This is a genomic window from Psychrobacter sp. CX97 (assembly GCF_057396285.1).
The window spans coordinates 159,960-180,737 of sequence record NZ_JBXYJE010000008.1 but is presented as its reverse complement, the minus strand read 5'-3'; the positions used below and the strand labels follow the sequence as shown (position 1 = coordinate 180,737).

Here is a 20,778-nt window from a genome sequence, read left to right as displayed (position 1 = left end):
CTATATTTATTAAACTAATGACGTTTCACATATCTATTAGGCGACTTTTGCCAATGGCATAACGCTGCCTCTACCTCTTGATACCCGACATTTAAGTGGTCTGCCAATCCTGCGGCATGCTCATCTAAATGCTCATTACTAAGCATACCGAATAACAATCTTGCCCCTCGCTTAGGGCCGCTGGCCTCTGCTATATAACAACTGTCTGGCGCAACGTCCGCTAAGTCCATTTTGCCAAGAAGGCATAAAAACTCAAAGGTTGATAATCTGCCGAAACGATAAATGTTTTGACGAATGAGATCATATCGAGTTTTAAAATATTCAATCTTGTCGATTGACTTATTTTTCAATCTAAACACAGCCTTATGCCCACCCTGCTCATTTATAAATCCAATATAACTTGTGAACACAATTGGCAAATGCTTTAACGATTCATAGGCTCTATGATGACCAAACTTAATCTTAGGATGACTTTCTGCCAATATCTTAACTAAGGCATCCAATCGCTGATTTAGTAAATGAGGCGCATCATTGATCACTTCCCACGTTAAAGCTGTGTCTAAAGCCAAACCCTCAGCCCTACAAAGCTTTCGCATAAATGCCCAATCCATATTTTCACTATCGTCAGTATAAATAAGCAAAAAACTCAGCCAACAGGCCTCATCGTAATCGCTCTCTTTTAAAGAGATAATGGCTTTTAAAGGATTAAAATCATCCGAGTTTGGATCACAAGATTCAGCGTTAATCTCACACTCTAAAAGTGCTCTAAAGCTTGATTCCTGCTCATTACAATCAATTAGCTGAAGCGCTAACATTTCATAACTGATAGTAGGTAGACGTGCGTTTAGATTATTGCTCTCAAGATAGTCTCGAATATCTTTCGCCAATCGGATTGATTGGTTACTACTGTCTAATGTACTCATATCATTTTAATCATCTGAAATTAAAGCGTTTAATGATTAAGACTATGTGTTGTGGGTCAGAAAGTAAAGATAGCGCAAAAATAAAGCATAGTAACAGACTCGTACTAATATTACCTTTCAATACCACTCCATCCTGCATCAGGGTAACGCTCGCCAGCAATATTACTTGGGTCAAACAGTTCATCCAACTCACTAATATGTTTAGTCGTTAGTTGAATATCTGTCGCTTGAGCATTTTCAATGAGATACTTTTTACGACGAGTTCCTGCTATGGGAATCACATGCAGGTGCTTATTAAGCAACCATGCAAGACATAACTGAGCATTACTAAAGTCTCAACTTTGTGCCAATTGACTAAACTTTTCTACTAATTTCTGGTTTTGAATGAGTGCCTGCCCTTGCAAGCGTGGAATGGCCTGACGAAAATTACCTTTTTCTAAGTTATCGGTATATAATTTTCCTGTCAAAAACGAACGACCTAAAGGACTATACGCCACAAAATTAACGCCCAACTCACGACACGTTTCTATAAGCTCCTTTTCTGGTTGGCGTGACCATAGCGAATACTCACTTTGTACCGTAGTAATAGGATGAATAGCATGGGCTTGACGCAGAGTATCACTTGAAACTTCGGACAGTCCAATACCCCGTATCGTTCCTTTAACCACTGACTCGCTTAAGGTATGCATCATATCTTCAAGAGACGTCTTATGATCACGACGATGACAATAATACAAATCGATATACTCTGTTTGCAAGCGCCTTAAGGAGCCATGACAGGCTTGTTAGATGTACTCAGGACTATTATCTAAACGGCGTTCGTACTGTCCTTGATTACGCACAATACCAAACTTAGTAGCTATAACTATTTGATCACGATTAGGCTTATGCTTAGCGATAAATTGACCTAATAAACTCTCATTGTGTCCAAATCCGTAAGTATCAGCTGTGTCAAAAAAGTTAATCCCAAGCTCAAGCGCCTTATCGAGCAAGACTAACGACTGGCTATCATCACTTTCTCCATAAAACTCACTCATACCCATACAACCAAGCCCAATAGCGGATACAGGTTGATTTATCTGTTGTAACAATCGTGTTTGCATTACATCCCCCTCTTTTAACGGTAATATTTATGTGAATTGGATTAACTTTAATATCTTAGAACTTATGTAATAGTAACGATTTAACTCACTTGTAAGCGACTGGAAGTTATTCAGTGTTCCTCAATAACTTCCCTATACGTACTAAGCGCATTCATGCAAACTGGCACGCCAGCATATATCGCCATTTGAATAACAATTTCTAATAGCTCTTGCTGAGTAACGCCGACGTTTGAGGATGCTTTAATATGCAATTTAAGCTGAGGTTTAGCGTGTCCTAACGTTATTAACGATGCGACCGTAATCATTTCCCGAGACTTAAGATCAAGTCCAGATCTTCCAACTACTGAACCAAATGCATAATCAGTAATTAATGCTGGCAAATCAGGATCTAACTCATTCAGACTCATCGTTACTCTTTCAGCCAAGCCCTCTTGCTACTGATTCATAATAGACTTGCCATATTCGGTAAGTGCACTGTCTGTCATGACCTTCTCCAATCGTTTTACACCCTATTCAAAACTCTAATCAGTTTATGGTATTCGCCAGCGTCATAACAGACGACAGAAGCCCTTCTATTGTTCAATAATGCACAATAACTTTAAACCTTTTATTGATACACTGAATTTAAGGCAATCTACAAAATTGCCGAATACTGATGAAACACATCAAGCAGGTCAAAGAATGGACTGGGATGATTTAGCATATTTTATAAGCTTAGTAGAGGAACAAACATTAACAACAAGTGCTGAAAAGCTTGGCGTACAATACAGTACAGCGTCTCGGCGAATTAAGCGCCTTGAAAATACGTTAGCCTTGCCCTTATTTAATCGTTAAGGCAAACGCTATAGCCTAACGCTAGAAGGTGAACACCTCTATGCGCAAGCAATTGAAGTTCAAAGAGAGATAGTGACTTTTGAGCGTATGGCAATTGGGCAAAATGCCATGCAAGGCAAAGTTGTGATATCAGCCCCGCCCGTATTAGCAAATGAGCTATTGATAAAAGAGCTACCTGCCTTCCGAACGCAATACCCTGATATTGTGTTACACATTCGTGGTGATCTACATATCAGCGATCTGCACCGTAAAGAGGCTGATATTGCCCTACGACTGCAACGCCCAACTGAGGAAGATTTACTAATTCGCACGATATCTTCTGTGCGTTATGGGTTTTTTGCGCATCGAGGTTATATTGAGAATACACTGGCTGAAAAATGGCAATTGATAGAATTTCAAGCCAATCAAAGGATGGCAGACTGGATAAACAGATTAGTGAATCAATATGACTATTCTGTGATTTTTAGTAGTAATGACTTGTATGTGATCTATAGCAGTGTCTGCGAACAGTTAGGGGTCGCAATACTACCCTATTTTTTAGCATTCAAAAATCCTAATTTACTACCCGTAAATCCTATGACTAGAACCTTTATGACTAAAGATGAGATTGAAACTGCGGAAGGGTTATATAGTGTTAATAATCATTTAAATAGAGAGGTAAAAAGGGATTCAGATATAAAGTCGGCTGGAGTGCCAGATAGTTTGAAATCTACTAGAATGAATAACGGCTTTGACAGTGCGATACCTTTAATACAATCTAAGCCTCTCTATCTCGTTATGCATCCTGATATTCGACGTTCGGCTAGAGTTAGGGCTGTTGCAGAGTGGTTGGGGACAGTGTTTAAGTGAAAGGTTAAATGACATTGCTAAAATATTTTTAATAGAATCAAGAATTAGCCTCACATTTAGGCAGTAGATATTATATTCATGAATGTTAACCATCTACTATTGCATAACTCAAAACCTAACTTTATGACCTTTGTCCTCGCCCACCTACCTTTTCCCAGAGTTTATTTAACCGCTTCTGTGAGACTGCTTGACGGGTTTTCATCGGTTGGGCGAATAATTGTATTCTAAACTCTTCAACCAGCCAGCGGTATTCGCCAATGGTTTCATCATCGGCACGCCCTGCTAGACGCTCCATGTGCTCATCGAGTTCATACACGGCATCAAGGTCGCCATCAAGGTTGTGCTCTAAGCGCTCAATCCGAATCTCTAGTGCTTCAAGATATCGCGGATACTGTTGCCAATGTTCATAGTCCATACGATACACAAAATCTGCTAAATGTAGGTCGTCAAGCTGGTCTTCAATGTCGTCAATCGACTCGCCAAAAATTTCACGATCAAACATTAGTAGGCTACGACGAATACGTTGCCAACGGGCATAGACATCTTTTAATAGCTTAAGTACGGTTTGACCTTCTAGTAAAAATTGACCCAATACTGCCGTAGCTGTCTTCTCATATTCACTATCGTCTAATGGCAATTGCTCAATAAGTTTTGTAGCGATATCATCAGCATTGTCGGGTAGCTCTTCATCATGGCCTTTAAAGCGAGGTGCATGGGCTTCCATAGAGGCATCGAGCGTGGCGTCAATAACGATGGTTTTAAGCTTTTCCATATCGCCAAGCGGTGCAAAGGCCAGTTTAAAGGTCTTATCAATCTGACTGGTCAGCTGTTTTTGTTTGGCACCCAGCTGAGATTTAATGAGCGTTAGCACGCCTTTACGGTGCGCTTCCAGTGCGGCGGTGACATCGGTAAACTGATGAATGGTCACAGCTTCCCCTGCTTCATCGGCAACTAGGGCCGCGAACTGCTTCATAACGACACCTGCGCTGTGGCGGTTTTTGCTAAATCTAAAATGCTCTGGGAATTCTGTATGGACACCTTTTGCGTCTTTGTCAGAGGTCAAGGCTTGACTGGTGACGCTGGCATGACGCTGTTGTAACGCCTTTAAGTCGCGGCCTTTTTCAATGACTCGCTTCTTATCATCAACCACGCATATTTGCGGTTGCAAATAGCGGTCTATACTTGCGGGGTTAAAGTCTGAAGGCTTGATATCTATGACACCACGTCGCTTTAGTGCTTGACACAGTTGATTGAGTAGTCCTACTTGGTGGTTCTTTTCAAGTTCGTCAAAGAGGCTATCCGCAGTATCAGGAATTGGCACGATTTTGCGGCGAATGTCTTTGGGTAAAGACTTCAGCAATTGTAGCACCAATTCATAGCGCCAACCTGGAACTCCCCATAACAGCTCAACGGCATCCAGCTGTGGTAAGGCAGCAAGGGGTACTCTAATGGTCACGCCATCATCTTCTGAAGCGGGGTCGAACACGTATTTTAGCGGCAGTTTCAGATCGCCCAATTGCCATATTTCTGGGAATTCTCCCGTAGTTGGGGCGGTCTCTTTAAGCACATCTTCATCAGTGAAGAATAAGAATTTAGGGTCTTCTTTTTCAATCTCAGCACGCCAATCTTCAAAAGCTTTGCGACTGGCAATATGCTCAGGGATTTTACGCTCGTAAAACTGATATAAGTCCTCTTCATCGACTAATAAATCACGGCGACGAAGCTTTTCTTCTATCAGCTCGACATCCGCAATCTTGTCCATATTGTGTTGTAAAAATGGGGCTTGACGTCCAAGATTACCGGTTACCAATCCATCACGAATAAATATCTCACGAGATTCTTCTAGGTTTATCTGCTCATAATTGGTCAGCTGCTTAGCAACGACAATAAGACCAAACAGACTTATTTGAGCATAAGCCCGTACCCGCCCTGTCTTCTTCGACCAATGCGGTTCGAAGTAATGGTATTTTAGCAAGTTTCCACCGACTGAAATTATCCATTCAGGTTCGATTTTTGCCACAGTACGCATAAACACTTGTGAGGTTTCGACAATCTCAAATGCCATCACCCAAGCAGGCGCTTGCTTAAATACAGTACTGGCTGGAAATATCTTTGCCTTTTGCTGACGGGCGGCAAGGTATTCGCCACGTTGGTCGGTTTTATGCGCGATAACGGATAACAGCCCTGTCAATAAAGCACGGTGTAAGTTGGCATATTTTACTGCTCGCAATTCTTCATTGATGGCGTTACCCTCTTTGCCGTCATTAACAACAATAAGATCACTGGCTACCTTTTGGGTGCTATTTTTAGCCAATGGACTATTAGGCTTGGCGTGCGACGTGCGTTGGGTTTTATGTTTAGGCTTGTTTTTTGAAGAATTGTCATTTTTAGCAACATTGGCAGTTTTACCATTGACTAGCTTAGGCTCTACATTGTTTAAAAGCTTTAAGTCGGTGACCATTTGCTCGAGCTGACGGTAGGTCTTCTCCCATTCACGCAAACGTGGAAAACTTAAATAGTTCTTTTTTGCAAAAGCTTTTCTTTGACTGTTAGTTAATTTATTGCTACCTCCTTCATACAAAGCCTTCCAAAGACTGAGATAAAACAGGAAGTCGGAATCTTCTTGGCGAAAGACGGCGTGTTTTTGATCTGCTTGCGCCCGCTTTTCGGCAGGACGCTCCCTAGGGTCTTGCACGGCAAGAGCAGCGACAATGATTAACATCTCCAGCATACAGTCAAAATCACTACCTGCCACTAACATCCGTGCCAGCCTAGGATCAATGGGCATACGTGCCATCTTTTGACCGATACGGGTCAATTTGACCTCATTTAAAGTCAGCTTGGAAACGGGTCGGGCTTTCCGTTTATCTTGATCTTGAGCTTTATCTGGATCTTTATAGCGACTATCCCCGTCAGTACTTTTTGCGGTAAGGGCGCCTAATTCATCAAGCAACTTTCGTCCATCTTTGACTAGACGGCTATCCGGTGGCTCAATAAAATCAAAGTTCTCAACGGTTCCCAGTCGCATATTCGCCATTTGTAGAATGACTGACGCTAAGTTTGTACGCAGAATTTCAGGCTCGGTAAATTCTGGACGACTTTCAAAATCCTCTAGAGAATATAAGCGGATACACACCCCAGGGGCCACTCGACCACAACGACCTTTGCGTTGGTTGGCAGCAGCTTGAGAGATGGCTTCAATCGGTAATCGCTGAATACGTGAGCGATAGGAATAGCGTGAAATACGAGCAAAGCCCAAATCAATCACATAGCGAATACCTGGTACCGTTAACGCTGTCTCCGCAACGTTGGTCGCAATGACAATACGTCGCCCTCGTCCTGATGGTTGAAATATGCGCTGTTGTTCGGCATAAGACTGTCGTGCGAACAGCGGCAATACTTCGGTATGTCGCGGGCCATGAGCAACAAGAACCTCTAACATCTCACGGATTTCAGCTTCGGTAGCGGCAAATATCAATATATCTGCATGCTCAGGGTGACCTTTTGCAATGGCATCCTCAAAGCACTCTTCTACGGCAGCGACAACGGCGCGAGGTAGATTGTCCTCAAAGTCGTCATAGCTGTCTTCGTCCGAACTGGTCACTGGTGCATCGGTTAAGGGACGATAACGCACTTCGACAGGATAGCCTCGACCTTCTACATCAATGACGGGGGCATGCACCATCCGCTTTTTGGCTTTATCATACTGCGCGAAATATTCACTAAATCGACCTGTTTCTAAGGTCGCTGAAGTAATAATCACTTTCAAATCAGGACGCTTAGGCAAAAGCTGCTTGAGATAACCCATGATAAAGTCAATATTCAGGCTTCGCTCATGTGCCTCATCAATTATGATAGTGTCATAACGGGTTAAGAAACGATCATGACCCAGCTCAGCCAATAAGATACCATCGGTCATTAGCTTAACCACGGACTTAGCCGTACCTTGCTCATTAAAGCGTATTTTAAAACTGACGGTGTCGCCCAACGGTTCGCCTAATTCTTCAGCAATACGGTTGGCAACACTACGGGCAGCCAAACGTCTTGGCTGGGTATGTCCAATCTGACCAGTTATACCCCGCCCTGCCATCATCGCAAGCTTGGGTAGCTGAGTGGTTTTACCCGAGCCAGTCTCGCCTGCTACGATAATGACTTGGTTGTCTATGATGGCTTGCACGATATCCTCAGCACGCTTACTGACAGGAAGCTCATGATTCAGTCGTGCTGGCATATTGTCGGGAATACTGTCCATGCGTTCTTTGACAGCTTGTTGCGAACGCTTTTTAGTTCTCTCTAGTTTAGCCTTCTTCTCCGCCAATACCTTTTCAGGGGTGTTTTTATTGGTTCGACAAACTTCTCTCTCTAAACGGCTGATAAAATGTCGGTCTTTAGCCAGTACAGGCAAATTATTAAGCACTAGGGAATTTTCAAGTACTGAGGAATTTTCATTTAGACTTTTCGCCCCTGACGGCTCGTTATTTGGCTCTGAGAGATGCGCCTTTGGAGTATGCGTATCAGGCTTTGCTTTCGATGGCTCCAACCCCGAATGCCCTGAACGCCTACCTTGAGGCTTTTCATTCTCCACAGAATGACCATCATCTAGATCACGTTGGCTTAATGAGCTATCGCTTGTTTGGCTTTCAATAGAAGCGCTTTCACTGGAATTAGGGCTATCATTTTCTGAGGTATTCGGCATATTCAAGTTAGGCGTCTTCTTTGAGTTTGGCTGGCTAGTAGGCATTTGCTTAGGCTATTTCTTATAATTCAATGAGATTGGATGAAATTGAATCAGATCGTTGAATAAATTGAGTATCATTAGCGATTTATGAGGGCTAAAGTGCTTAAAATCAAGGTTTGTACTTGGGTGTATCCAAAAGTCTTGAGATAACCTAAATTCGGGGGATTCAGTCCATCAAATTTAAGGTTATATGTACCCCTCACTTGCAATGCTTACCGTCATTACGAAATCTGGACTTCATCCTTTTTTAACTCTAAAGGTTAGCTCCCTTCCTTTTCCAAAGGAAGGGTTGGGGATGGATTTTTCAACTAATACCAAATCTAGAAATTAACCTATCGAGGAAGGCGAATACAAACGCTACAAAAAGTAGGTTCAGTGAGCCTGACAAAGATAGGTTATTTTACAGAAAAGGTATTACTTGTTTTCATTACCGTTTTTCATTGCCACCTTTATAGTTGCGAACTAAATTTTATTACTGAACTATATAAGGAAGAGCGGTTTAGCCCCGATTGTAGCGGATATACTGCTTGATTAATCAGGTTGCGGAGGCTTGGTCTTAAGGGGCTCGCGAAGCAAGAGACACTTAAGGGCTTAGCCTTCCGCCCTGATTAGTCAAGGAGATAGAAGCGAAAGCGGGATTGGCTACTATTTTATACTCCGTTTCCGGCCTGTATTGCTTTGCAGCAACTGATGTATTAGTTATTTTAATTTAGAAAAATGGCAAAGCAAGCTATTCATCCAGTGGATGTTTATTTAGAAAATGAATCACTGCTTCTACAGTAGCTTTCGGATCTTCCTCATGAGGAACGTGACCCAAGTTTTCAAACACAACCAGTTCGCTATTAGGCAAAGCTTGTTTAAAACAGCTGCCACTTTTTCAGATTTGATACCGTTAGGTCAGGCTTTAACACACACCCTGTTGCCAATGTAGCTGTTGCAAGCGACATGATCCCAATTTTAAATAAATTGTTTACAGAATAAGGGTTTTTTAGAAGGTGTAACATATAAGACCTATTTAGAATGCTATAAATTTTAATGCTGATAGAGAATAAACGTTTAAATAGACTGACGGCTTGCTCAAAAAAGTGAGCGTTACTCAATGAGCAGGCTTTGATATTGCCTATAAAAACACATAGGCGATAAAAAAGCGACCCCATCATAAGGCCGCTTTGTAAAATATATGGTGAGTCCAACAGACCCTTAATCAAAGTCTAAAAGGTTAAGCGTTTATCTTGCTCTATTTTAGTAATTAAATCTGGCAGCTTCTCACCTAGTACCGTTAAAACAGACGTGGTTATTGCAGCTGTTACGGTAGATACTGCGTTGTGTGATACGCTTTTTAATCCTAGTTTTTCAACTAAAGTTGGCTTTTGACGCGATAGGATGGAATAAGCATCGTAATCTTCCATTAAACTTAATAAATAAGCATCGGAGGTTTGCAGCTCGTCTACTAAGTTTAAATGCAATGCATCTTCACCATACCAATGATCTCCATTGGCCACTTTCTCTAAATCTAGTGTAGGACGATAGGTTGTCACAAAGTGCTTAAACAGCTTATGAGTTTGCTCAAGCTCTTCCTTATATTTGGCACGGTCTTCATCACTATTCTCACCAAATACCGTTACTGTACGCTTATAGTCCCCAGCAGTAAACATCTCATAGTCTATATCATGATTTTTAAGCCATTTGTGAAAATTTGGTAGTTGCGATACGACACCAATTGAGCCAATAACAGCAAAAGGGGCAGCAACGATTTTATCTGCCACACAAGCCATCATATAGCCTCCACTGGCAGCAATTTTATCCACACATACAGTTACCATTAAGCCCGTATCTTTTAACCGAACAAGCTGTGCTGCGGCCAAACCATAGCCATGTACTAACCCCCCGCCTGATTCTAGACGAACAACCACTTCATCGCCTTTGTTAGCGGTGCTGATTAGTGTACTGATTTCTTCACGCAAATGCTTAACCGCACTGGCTTTAATATCACCATCAAAATCAAGTACGTATATTTTTTTGTCTTTATTTTTGCTTTTATTTTTTACTTTTTCTTTAAGCTTTTGTTTTGCTTTCTTAGCCAATATTTTCCTTAACTGCTTTACGGCATTTTTATCCTCTACAGCCTCTAAAAGGTCTTTACGACGATTATCTTGAACTTTATTTAAATGGATAACTTTTAATTCTACTGGGTTTTTTACGGGATGAAAGAGCATAATAATCCTTTTGTTGGAATAATAACTGACTTAGCTTCATAGGCTTGGGAGCAAGGGCTAAGCAGACATGACAACTTATAATTTAAATGGGTTATAAATTAACTCGATATATCAACCTAATGTGCAAATTAAAGATTAACTATCAAAATTCTACAGTGATAATTAATATCGGTGCCTTCACCTAATTTTTCAAGGCTAGGAGAAAGTAATTAGATAGTGAAAAGGTTATTAGTATAGTGTTGTCAGATATTTTTGGTTGGTACTCTTGTTAATTGGTTGGTAGTCTTATTAAATAGGCCTCTTAACTTATTAAATAGGCCTCTTAACTTGTTAAACAGTCTTGTTAAATACTCTTGTTAAAATAGTAAAGTAAAGTGCCTAAGTTAAGTATGCCATAGCAGGTATCTCTTGCATGAGCTAAAGTCTTAAGTGCTCATTACGAGATGCTAGCTAGCTGTGAGATATTGAAAGCGTAAAGTATTCAACGACAGGTTAACAGGCTAACTCACGGACATATTTAACTCGCCCAACTTGCTGGTTCAAGTAAGTAAACGTTCATATAGTATAGTAGCTGACCAAGTAATAGCTTGCCAAGTTAACGGTCCCTTAAGGCATTGAGTTCTAATCTCCCATGACCTTGCCTTCACGTCGAGGATCAGCAGCCCCTTGCAGTCCCTTCTCTGTTATCACAATACCTTGAATACCTGAGTTTAAATCACGTATTTGGGTTTTATAGCCTACTTTCTCCAATATAGGGACAACATTGACAGCAGCGGTATTCTCTTCAATTTCATAGGTACCAAAACGATTTAACATATGAGGGGTAGCAATAGCTTGTTGAATGTTTAACCCTCCATCTATATGCGTCATCAGTGTTTTAGCAACATATCCAATAATACGACTACCACCAGGTGAACCAACCGCCAAATACGGTTTTCCTTGTTGCATGACTATTGTAGGAGCCATTGAGGAACGAGGCCGTTTACCTCCTTCTACTCGATTTGCTACTATTTCGCCATCTTTTTCTGGATTAAATGAAAAATCGGTTAACTCGTTATTTAATAAATAACCGTTGGTCATTAAAGTCGACCCGAACGCGTTTTCGATTGAAGAAGTCATAGAGAGGACATTACCCTCTCTATCAACAACAACAATATGACTGGTTGAAGGTAGCTCTATTGCCTCTGCAGTAACGTAACGGCTAATTTGCTCATTGACAGTATTATCTTTAAGCTCTATCACACCCGGTAACACATCATCTAAGCTAACGTGAGTAGACTTGATTAAATCCGCTCGTTTTTTTAGATAATCTTGAGATAATAGCTCTGCTGTCGGCACCGTTACATAATCAGGATCTCCCACGTATTTGTCCCTATCGGCAAATGCCAGTCGCGAAGCATCTCCAATGACTCGTAGTGTTGTGGCGGGATTATCTAATAAATATTTCGTTGAAAACTGATTTAAAATCCCAACAATTTGCCCTACTGCTATACCCCCTGAGCTCGATCCACCCATACCACAAACATCAAATTGACGATATTTACTACAGACAGGCTCTCGCTCTATAATGTTATAAGACTTGAAATCAATAGGCTGTAAGTCGCCAGGGTTATCGTGAGCCATTCTTACCCGTTTAATAATATTGTTGGCCAATGATCCTTGATAAAAGGGTAAACTACCCTGCTTCGCCAGTGCTTTAACAGTTTTTGCATACTCTGGGTTTTTAAGCTTAGTGCCTGCTTGCAAAGGCTTGCCATGAGGTAAAAAATACGCTTTTGTTTCAGGGTAACGGGATAAGCTCTCAGCATGGGTGGCAATTGAGTCCGCCATGCGTGGAGATACTTTGAACCCATTCTCAGCTAAATTAATAGGCTCTTTGAAGAGATCGGACCAAGCCAGTTTGCCATAGCGTTGGTGCAGTACATCCATCATCTTGGGTACTCCAGGCACGCCCACTGAGCGCCCCCCAATGACGGCTTGCATAAATTCTAAAGGCTTACCAGACTCCTTTATAAATAGCTGAGGCGTTGCTGACTGAGGCGCCGTTTCACGGGCATCAAAGCTAGTTAGCCTTTTATTAATATTATCCCAGTAAACAACATATGCTCCTCCCCCTAAACCTGAAGATTGCGGCTCCACCAATCCCAATGTGGTCTGAATAGCAACCATGGCATCAATTGCGCTACCGCCTTGCTTTAAGATATTGTAACCTGCCTGTGTTGCTAGCGGATTAGCAGAGGCAACCATGAAATCATCAGCCTGCACAAGCTGCTGTTTAGTGAGACCACTGCCTTGTTCAGGTGCTGTCATATCCGCACTATAAATTGGGGTTTTGCTTTTTTGTTCAACTGCGGTGTTTATCTCAGTATTTGTATTAATGTTAATATGAGGGTCGATAATTTTAGAGTTAGTGTTTTTAGAGTCAGTGTTTTTATCGTTAGTATGACCAGACAATGTGGTACACGCACTTAACGTCATCGTTAGGAAAACTACTGTGCTTAAAGCAAACTTTGAAAATATAGGTTTTTCTGGGGACTGTTTCGATTGCCGGCGTGGCTGATTGAACTTGGTTGCTGAATGACCTAAATGTAAACTCATGGCGCGTCCCCTAAGCTGGCTTGTTAATCCTGTTTGTAAGAACGGGCTTATAAATACCGTCCCTAATGAATATATTAATTAATATATTACCTACACTTATCTTTGACATCCATTCTATTCATTCAAAGATGTTGTTAATTCGAATATGATGTTAAGTTAAAGAGTTGCTTAAAAATTATTTAATAATCTTTACTTTAAATAATCTTTACTTTAAATAATCTTTACTTTAAATAATCTTTACTTTAAATAATCTTTACTTTAAATAATCTTTACTTTAAATGTAATTTAATAAAATTAACAGAAAATTTTCTGAATATTTAACCCGCATCTTTTACAGAGGTAGAGGGGGATGAATATTAATAAACCAGACGCTAATTTTCACGATTAAGTTATATTTTTATAAATTTTCATTATCATTCAATCGAACTTAAGTATTGCTTTTTACGCCTTATAAGCCCTGTTTTTCTACCTTGTAAATAGTAATTCATAGCAAGCTAACAGTTGTGACAAAGTTCAATAACAGGCATAATGTGCGTTTCATTAAACAAATTATATTTAAGTACAATTTTTCAATCCTTATTTCTACAACCCTTGTTAATACAGTGGACAATTTATGATGCGTACTGAGTATTGCGGAGCAGTAACCGAAAAACTATTAGAACAAACGATTACCGTAGTTGGGTGGGTCCACCGTCGCCGTGACCATGGCGGTGTTATTTTTCTAGATATGCGAGACCGTGAAGGCATCTTGCAAGTAGTTGTAGACCCTGATACTCCTGAAGCCTTTGCTACTGCCGATGCTGCACGTCCAGAATATGTTCTAAAAATAACGGGGCGTGTGCGTAAGCGTTACGAAGGTACTGAAAACCCAAATATGACCAGTGGCAATATTGAGCTGCTTGGTAAAGAAATCGAGGTATTGGCTAAATCAGAGACACCACCTTTTCCATTAAATGATGAAACAACGACAGTGTCAGAAGACTTACGTCTCAAATATCGATATTTAGATATGCGTCGTCCAGAGATGCAAGAGCGCATGGTTTTCCGCGCTAAAGCCACTTCTACCATTCGTCGTTATTTGGACGAACAGGGATTTTTAGATGTGGAAACGCCTATTTTGACTCGTGCGACCCCTGAAGGGGCTCGTGATTACCTTGTACCGTCTCGCACACGTCCCGGTAACTTTTTTGCCTTGCCCCAATCTCCACAGCTATTTAAACAATTATTAATGGTGTCAGGTTTTGACCGCTATTATCAAATTGCCAAATGTTTCCGTGATGAAGATTTACGTGCTGATCGTCAACCAGAGTTTACCCAAGTAGATATTGAAACATCATTCTTATCTGAAGAAGAAATTATGGATATTAATGAAGGTTTAATCCAAAACCTTTTCAAAACCATGCTTGATGTCGATTTAGGTAAATTCCCCCGTATGACCTATGCCGAAGCCATGCGGGATTACGGTTCAGACAAGCCTGACTTACGTATTCCGCTTAAACTTGTTGATGTAGCTGATTTAATGCAGTCCGTTGAGTTTAAAGTTTTTTCTGGCCCTGCTAATGATCCCAAAGGTCGCATTGCCGCATTACGCGTACCAAATGGAGGTTCTCTGACTCGCAAACAAATTGATGCCTATACTAAGTTTGTTAGCATATACGGCGCGCGCGGCTTAGCTTATATCAAAGTAAATGACGTTACTAATATCAATAACGGTGTTGACAAAGACTCTGGACTGCAATCGCCAATCATCAAAAACATGACGGATGATGTACTGGTCAGCTTAGTGGACCGTGTTGAAGCACAAAATGGTGATATCATCTTCTTTGGCGCTGATAAAGCAAAAGTAGTAAATGATGCGATGGGTGCTTTACGAGTTAAAGTTGGCCATGATATGGAAATGTCAACTTGCCAATGGGCACCTTTATGGGTAGTAGACTTCCCCATGTTTGAAGAAACAGATGACGGTCAATGGACATCTATGCACCATCCATTTACCAAACCAAAAGGCTCCGTTCAAGAGCTCAAAGATAGCCCAGAAACTGCCTTATCCATTGCGTATGACATGGTGCTTAATGGCACTGAAATTGGCGGCGGTAGCTTACGTATTAATACCGTAGACATGCAAAAAGCGGTGTTTGATGCCCTTGGTATCTCTGATGAAGAAGCGAATGAGAAATTCAGCTTCTTACTAGATGCGCTTAAGTTTGGTGCACCTCCGCACGGCGGACTCGCCTTTGGTCTTGACCGCCTCATTATGTTGATGGTAGGTGCTGGATCAATCCGCGATGTCATTGCTTTCCCTAAAACTAAGACTGCAGACTGCCCACTAACTCAAGCACCTGCAGAAGTGGATAGCCGTCAGCTGCGTGAACTTGGCATTCGCTTGCGTGAAAAAGCGCAAGTTGAAGCGCAAGACAAGTCATAATATCTTAACTTTGACTGCAACCACAACTTGCAACAAGGTTTTGGTTTATGGATAAAAAAACTTTGCTTGTGAGTCACTTATTATGAATCCGTTTAATCTATTTAAATATGTGCCACTGCCCTTTCTTAAGGGGTTGGCACTTTTTGTGGCATGGATAATCAACTGCCTACCCAATTTATCAATAAGACGTACTATTGATATTAATTTACGTTTAGCATATCCAGAATTAAATCAGCAAACTCGCAAAATACTTAGCGCAGACATCATTCGCAATCAATGCCTGACTAGCGTAGAGTGTTTAAAATGCTGGGCAATGCCGCCGCAATGGAGTATTGCAAAAATCAAAAATGTTCATAATAAAGAGGTATTCTTACAAGCATTAAATAGTCCAAAGGGTATGTTGGCTATTGTTCCGCATTTAGGCACATGGGAGATGATGAATGCATGGCTTAATCAGCATGGCAGTCCAACCATTATGTATAAGCCAATCAAACATAAGTTAGGCAATGCCTTTATCTTGCAGGGTCGAGAAAAATTAAATTCAACACTTGTTCCTACTGATGCATCCGGTGTCAAAGCTATTTTCAAGACCCTCAGAGCAGGCGGATTTAGTATCATTTTACCAGATCATGTTCCACACCCTTCTGGAGGCGTTATTGCGCCTTTTTTTGGTATAGATACCTTATCTAGTACGTTAGCGCCTAAACTTGCCAGCAAAACAAAATGTGCTTTAGTCGGATTAGTCTGCTTACGCAATAATGATGCTAAGACTAACTGTAAGCAATCAGGTTTTGACATTCACTGCGTTGCACTTGATGATCCAGCTTTATATGATAAAGATATGGTTGTCGCAACGACGGCACTTAATAAGGCGATGGAGACGATGATAAACACCTGTCCTAGTCACTATATGTGGGGTTACAGAAGATTTAAAAACCTGCCAGTTATTCAAAACCCGTATAAATTGAGTGAAGCTGAACTACAACAATATTTAGACTCACGTACTAAGACCAATAAAAGAATATAAAATTAATGCTAATAAGTGATCATTTAAAACAACATACAGAGTTATACGCCTATGAATCAGATGACCCACGAAAGCTCTGAAAACCGCTATATTATTTGTATGAAATGGGGTAACAAATACGGCCCTGAATACGTTAATCGACTTTATAATATGGTCAAACGAAACCTTACTTTAGACTTTGAAATGGTTTGCCTTACCGATGATGAAACGGGTATAGACAGCAGTATCAAATGTTACCCTATCCCAGAACTAAATCTACCAGATGGATTGCCCGAACGGGGCTGGAAAAAACTTACAACATTTAAGCCCGAATTATACGACTTAAAAGGCACGGCACTATTTTTAGATATTGATATTGTTATCGTTGATAATATCGATGCCTTCTTTGACTATGAAGCTGAACATGAGGACAGTGTGGTTATCATACGTGACTGGAAAAAGCCATGGCGCATGACTGGTAATAGCTCAGTCTATCGTTTTAAAGTTGGACAAAACACCTATCCAAATTTACTAAGCAACTTTGAGCAGAATTTCGCTAAAATAAGTTCAGAAGTCCGTCATGAGCAAGCCTACCTATCAAACTATCTACGTGAACATCATCATTTAGAATATTGGGATAAAAGTTGGTGCGTGAGCTTTAAATATCAATGTATGGCATCGCCTCTTTTAAGCTTTATTAAAGCGCCTACCCTTTCTGAAGGCGCTAAAATTGTTATTTTTCATGGCGAAATTAATCCACCTGATGCCATTAAAGGTGGTGGTGGCAAATGGTATCGTCATGTTAAGCCGAGTCCGTGGCTTGAAAAATATTGGCATTGATATTTAATGAATTTTCTCCTTAATAATTGAGATATTTATATGGTTAAGCGTAAGAAAAGTAAAATTGAAAACCTATTTACTCTTAACCGTTATATAAAACGTTTGGGTGCAAAAAATATTGAGTCAGAATTACAAAATGTCAATTATGACTCTTTAAAAGCCAATATCTTATCTGGAGTAAAGTTAGAATCATTCCAGTCTTATATGAAAAAAGATTTGAATGAGCATATCTCTCATCTAAGGGCTAATTTCAACGAGCAGCCAGAGTTATTGTTCTATCATGCTAAATTGATTGTACTTATACGCCGTGAATCTAACATTGGGCAAAACTATAAATTATTTAAACAACTATGGCTTAGTGAACAAGACTTTTTATTAGAACACCTAAATATGCGTTGGCTAATTTCTGCAATTGATACATTTATTGATCACGACCCAGATATCCTATTAAAAAGTATCTTATTAAACGCTATTGTATTAATTAACACGGTTAAGTTATATGAGACCGAACAATATTTATTAAAAACAAATGAGCACGAATCTGATAAATATGATGAGGACAGATTCAAGAAAACAAAAGCAAATTGTTTTGATTTATTTGATGAATTACCTAGTTTTAGAATTGGTGTTGACGACACTTTAAGAAATATGCGTTGGCGAATGGATGAAATTGGAAAAGCAGATCCCTTTGCTTATAGTATCCTATTGAATGTTTTTGATCGCGTTAATGAACGCGGCAGTGTCTACACCCGATTTCGTAAGCATCATGAAAAAGAACGCAATGCTTGGTGGTCTGAATAAATATGGATAATAATGATGTATACCAAGTCGATATAACCGGAAAAATTTATTCAATCCCTTACTTTAAAAAAGATAATATGACGTGTGTTGATACACCAGTTAATATCTATGCTTCAGGGCCCTCTATTGATCAATTATCTTTTAACGATGACTTATTAAATAACCCAGCACTTTTTGTAAATGGAAGTATCAGTTTAACAGCCCAACACGCCTTTAAAGACGTTATTGCTTATATTATTACTGATGCTAGATTTATTGAGCACCAAAATTTATTGCTGGCTGAATGTTACAAAGGCCAACCTTTATTTATTACAGCCAATGTACTTGATTTAATAGTTAAAAAGCTACCTGAATTTTTTATCAAATACCATCAATGTTTAACTCTTATATACCCAGCCGATAAACTGCATAAGATGGGTTCTAATAGTAAAAAAAGTTTTAGGTTATCTATTTTTAAACCTAAAAAAGCAAGCCTAACTAACTTGGTATCAAATCCAAACTTTGTGATAGATGCAAATAACCTACCTAAGCCAGTTGGCGTTTCATTGGATATTACTCATGGATTTGTTGAAGCAGGCACGGTTGCCTACGTGGCCGCACAATTAGCATATACACTAGGAGCCAATCAGATTCATCTGTATGGCATTGACCTTCTGAACAGCAGTCAGCCTAGATTCTATGAAAGTAAGGATAGCACCGCTCCATGCAAGCTGGATAAAGCTATTGAAAATCGAATTGTGCCTTCTTTTGACTTACTCGCTAGAGAGTATTTCAAACGAGGTGTTAGAGTTATCAACCACTCTCCTGTTTCTAAGGACTTATTTAAAGATATATTTTTTAGTTATTAAACTCTTAAAGGATACCTACAATAGGTTCAAATCTATCTATCTCGGAGTGAGCTTATTATGGCTGAATTAAGTGGTTGGAAGCGAAAAGCGCTATTAATATTTAAAAGTGAAAAAACATTGGGTGCCAAAGGTGTTATTTCTAGTTACTCCAATAAGTCTTCTGGCGCTATGAAAGAGAATATTCTGAGTAGTCGCGATATAGATCTGCATAATATAATTGATAAAACAAGAATTAAAAACCTAAATGATCATCTCAATAAGGTAAAAAAAGAGTTCATTGGCCAATCGGAGCTCTGCTTCTACCACGCCACTTTGGTTATTCTTATACGTAGAGGTTACAAAACTCAAGAAACCTTCAAGGCGTTTGAACAGCTGTGGGAATCTGAAACCGAATTTCTCCTAAATCATTTATCCTTACGCTGGATAATATCAGCATGTGATACTTTTGTAGATCATTCCAGCAATCCTATAAGGTCCACCATCCTCCTTAATGCTGTTACCTTGGTAAATACCCTTAAAGTTTATGAAACAGAGCAATACTTAAAAGGTTTTCAAAGTAGTAATAATTTAAATGATGAGAACATCGCAAGTTTATATGCTAAACACTTAGACTTATATGATGGGCTCACTTATTTTCGTATAGGTGCTGATGATACCCTGAAAAATATGCGACTGCGATATGAGCGTTATAGAGCTATTGATGGTTTAGCTTGCGATATTTTACTCTATACATTTGATAGAGTTCAAAACTTAGACACTGCTTTCGCATTAGTTAAGACGCTTCATCGAGACGATAAGTCCCAGTGGTGGCGTTAATTAAGTACATCTGATAAGAAACTTTAAACAACTTTAATATAATTATTCACTCATTGAGTATTTTATGACATCATTCATTCAAATAGACGCTATCGAAAACTCTATCACAGACAATGGGTTTCTTGTTTGCAGTTTTTATACGCAAAGCTATGAAGAGCATGCCATGCGTTTAAAAGACTCATTAGAAAAGCATGGTATTGGTTATTATTTTAGTCGAGTGGAAGACGCAGGCTATTGGGAAGCTAACACAAGAATTAAACCACATTTTATTCTTGAGTGCTTAAATAGGTTTCCTGATAAAGATATCTTATATTTAGATGCAGATGCGATCGTCAAACAACCTATTGATTACTTCAATCATATTAGCGCTGATGTTGGAATTTATATGACAAAAGGTATGAGTGGTATGTCGCATGACTATCTAGCTGGCACCTTATTTTTCAAAAATACACAGGCTGCTAAATCTTTAGTCCAGCAATGGATTAATGAGCAAATGGATGGCAAAAACACACAAGTAGATCAAGACAGTCTAGATCACGCCATGTATAAACTTAAAAATAATATTTCAATAGAAAACTTACCTTTAGGCTACATTAAAATATTTGATAAGGATTATGACGGAGAAGTTTACATTGAGCAATATCAAGCAAGTCGATCTCTCACTAAGTTAAGACGTCAAAAAATCAGACGGCGAAATAGAATAATTGGTGCTACAGTGCTAATTATTATGGCCTATGGCATTTATTTATTGTCATCTCGATGATATACAATTAGAGTCTGT

General features: G+C 39.7%; 15 protein-coding genes and 1 pseudogene. 10 read left to right on the top strand and 6 right to left on the bottom strand.

All coding sequences use genetic code 11. The annotated features are described in order from the left end of the window. Positions 1-14: 14 nt before the first annotated feature. The 3 genes and pseudogenes from AC2SLL_RS08400 to AC2SLL_RS08390 form a co-directional block, all read right to left on the bottom strand. Positions 15-923 carry an alpha-glutamyl/putrescinyl thymine pyrophosphorylase clade 3 protein gene (locus AC2SLL_RS08400; RefSeq protein ID WP_486531237.1) on the bottom strand — a complete coding sequence of 303 codons (909 nt, stop codon included), beginning with the start codon at positions 921-923 and terminating at the stop codon, positions 15-17. A 110-nt stretch (positions 924-1,033) separates the two neighbouring features. Further along, a pseudogene (locus AC2SLL_RS08395) lies at positions 1,034-2,026 on the bottom strand (aldo/keto reductase). 110 nt (positions 2,027-2,136) lie between these two features. Continuing rightward, entirely contained in the window at positions 2,137-2,433 is a 297-nt protein-coding gene (locus AC2SLL_RS08390) for a carboxymuconolactone decarboxylase family protein (protein ID WP_486531236.1), read from the bottom strand. A gap of 235 nt (positions 2,434-2,668) precedes the next feature. Here AC2SLL_RS08390 and AC2SLL_RS08385 point away from each other — a divergent pair, with 235 nt between their 5' ends. Continuing rightward, positions 2,669-2,860, top strand: coding sequence for a helix-turn-helix domain-containing protein (locus AC2SLL_RS08385; RefSeq protein ID WP_486531235.1), 192 nt, complete (start codon positions 2,669-2,671; stop codon positions 2,858-2,860). A 72-nt stretch (positions 2,861-2,932) separates the two neighbouring features. Next, positions 2,933-3,709, top strand: coding sequence for a LysR substrate-binding domain-containing protein (locus AC2SLL_RS08380; protein ID WP_486531234.1), 777 nt, complete (start codon positions 2,933-2,935; stop codon positions 3,707-3,709). Positions 3,710-3,830: 121 nt separating this feature from the next. On the opposite strand, the gene hrpA is transcribed toward AC2SLL_RS08380, so the two are convergent. Beyond that, complete coding sequence (gene hrpA / locus AC2SLL_RS08375; RefSeq protein WP_486531233.1) at positions 3,831-8,450, bottom strand: ATP-dependent RNA helicase HrpA; 4,620 nt, start codon at positions 8,448-8,450, stop codon at positions 3,831-3,833. A 796-nt stretch (positions 8,451-9,246) separates the two neighbouring features. Between hrpA and AC2SLL_RS08370 the strand changes: the two genes are divergently transcribed. Then, complete coding sequence (locus AC2SLL_RS08370) at positions 9,247-9,378, top strand: hypothetical protein (protein WP_486531232.1); 132 nt, start codon at positions 9,247-9,249, stop codon at positions 9,376-9,378. Between the two features lie 280 nt (positions 9,379-9,658). Here AC2SLL_RS08370 and sohB read toward each other — a convergent pair whose 3' ends face one another. Beyond that, positions 9,659-10,663, bottom strand: a complete 1,005-nt coding sequence (gene sohB / locus AC2SLL_RS08365) for a protease SohB (protein ID WP_486531231.1) — start codon at positions 10,661-10,663, stop codon at positions 9,659-9,661. 621 nt (positions 10,664-11,284) lie between these two features. Continuing rightward, complete coding sequence (gene ggt, locus AC2SLL_RS08360) at positions 11,285-13,261, bottom strand: gamma-glutamyltransferase (protein WP_486531230.1); 1,977 nt, start codon at positions 13,259-13,261, stop codon at positions 11,285-11,287. A gap of 613 nt (positions 13,262-13,874) precedes the next feature. On the opposite strand from ggt, the gene aspS reads away from it, so the two are divergent. The 7 genes from aspS to AC2SLL_RS08325 all read left to right on the top strand — a co-directional run bounded on the left by aspS (position 13,875) and on the right by AC2SLL_RS08325 (position 20,760). Continuing rightward, complete coding sequence (gene aspS, locus AC2SLL_RS08355) at positions 13,875-15,686, top strand: aspartate--tRNA ligase (RefSeq protein ID WP_486531229.1); 1,812 nt, start codon at positions 13,875-13,877, stop codon at positions 15,684-15,686. Positions 15,687-15,768: 82 nt separating this feature from the next. Beyond that, complete coding sequence (locus tag AC2SLL_RS08350; RefSeq protein ID WP_486531228.1) at positions 15,769-16,713, top strand: lysophospholipid acyltransferase family protein; 945 nt, start codon at positions 15,769-15,771, stop codon at positions 16,711-16,713. 51 nt (positions 16,714-16,764) lie between these two features. Then, positions 16,765-17,532, top strand: coding sequence for a glycosyltransferase (locus AC2SLL_RS08345; RefSeq protein ID WP_486531227.1), 768 nt, complete (start codon positions 16,765-16,767; stop codon positions 17,530-17,532). Between the two features lie 39 nt (positions 17,533-17,571). Next, positions 17,572-18,333, top strand: a complete 762-nt coding sequence (locus AC2SLL_RS08340; RefSeq protein WP_486531226.1) for a hypothetical protein — start codon at positions 17,572-17,574, stop codon at positions 18,331-18,333. A gap of 2 nt (positions 18,334-18,335) precedes the next feature. Further along, a complete protein-coding gene (locus AC2SLL_RS08335; protein ID WP_486531225.1) occupies positions 18,336-19,181 on the top strand; it encodes a hypothetical protein in 846 nt (281 codons plus the stop codon). 57 nt (positions 19,182-19,238) lie between these two features. Continuing rightward, positions 19,239-19,997, top strand: a complete 759-nt coding sequence (locus tag AC2SLL_RS08330) for a hypothetical protein (RefSeq protein WP_486531224.1) — start codon at positions 19,239-19,241, stop codon at positions 19,995-19,997. Positions 19,998-20,061: 64 nt separating this feature from the next. Beyond that, the gene (locus AC2SLL_RS08325; protein ID WP_486531223.1) at positions 20,062-20,760 is read left to right on the top strand and encodes a putative nucleotide-diphospho-sugar transferase; all 699 of its coding nucleotides are present in this window, start codon (positions 20,062-20,064) and stop codon (positions 20,758-20,760) included. The last annotated feature ends 18 nt before the right edge of the window (positions 20,761-20,778 follow it).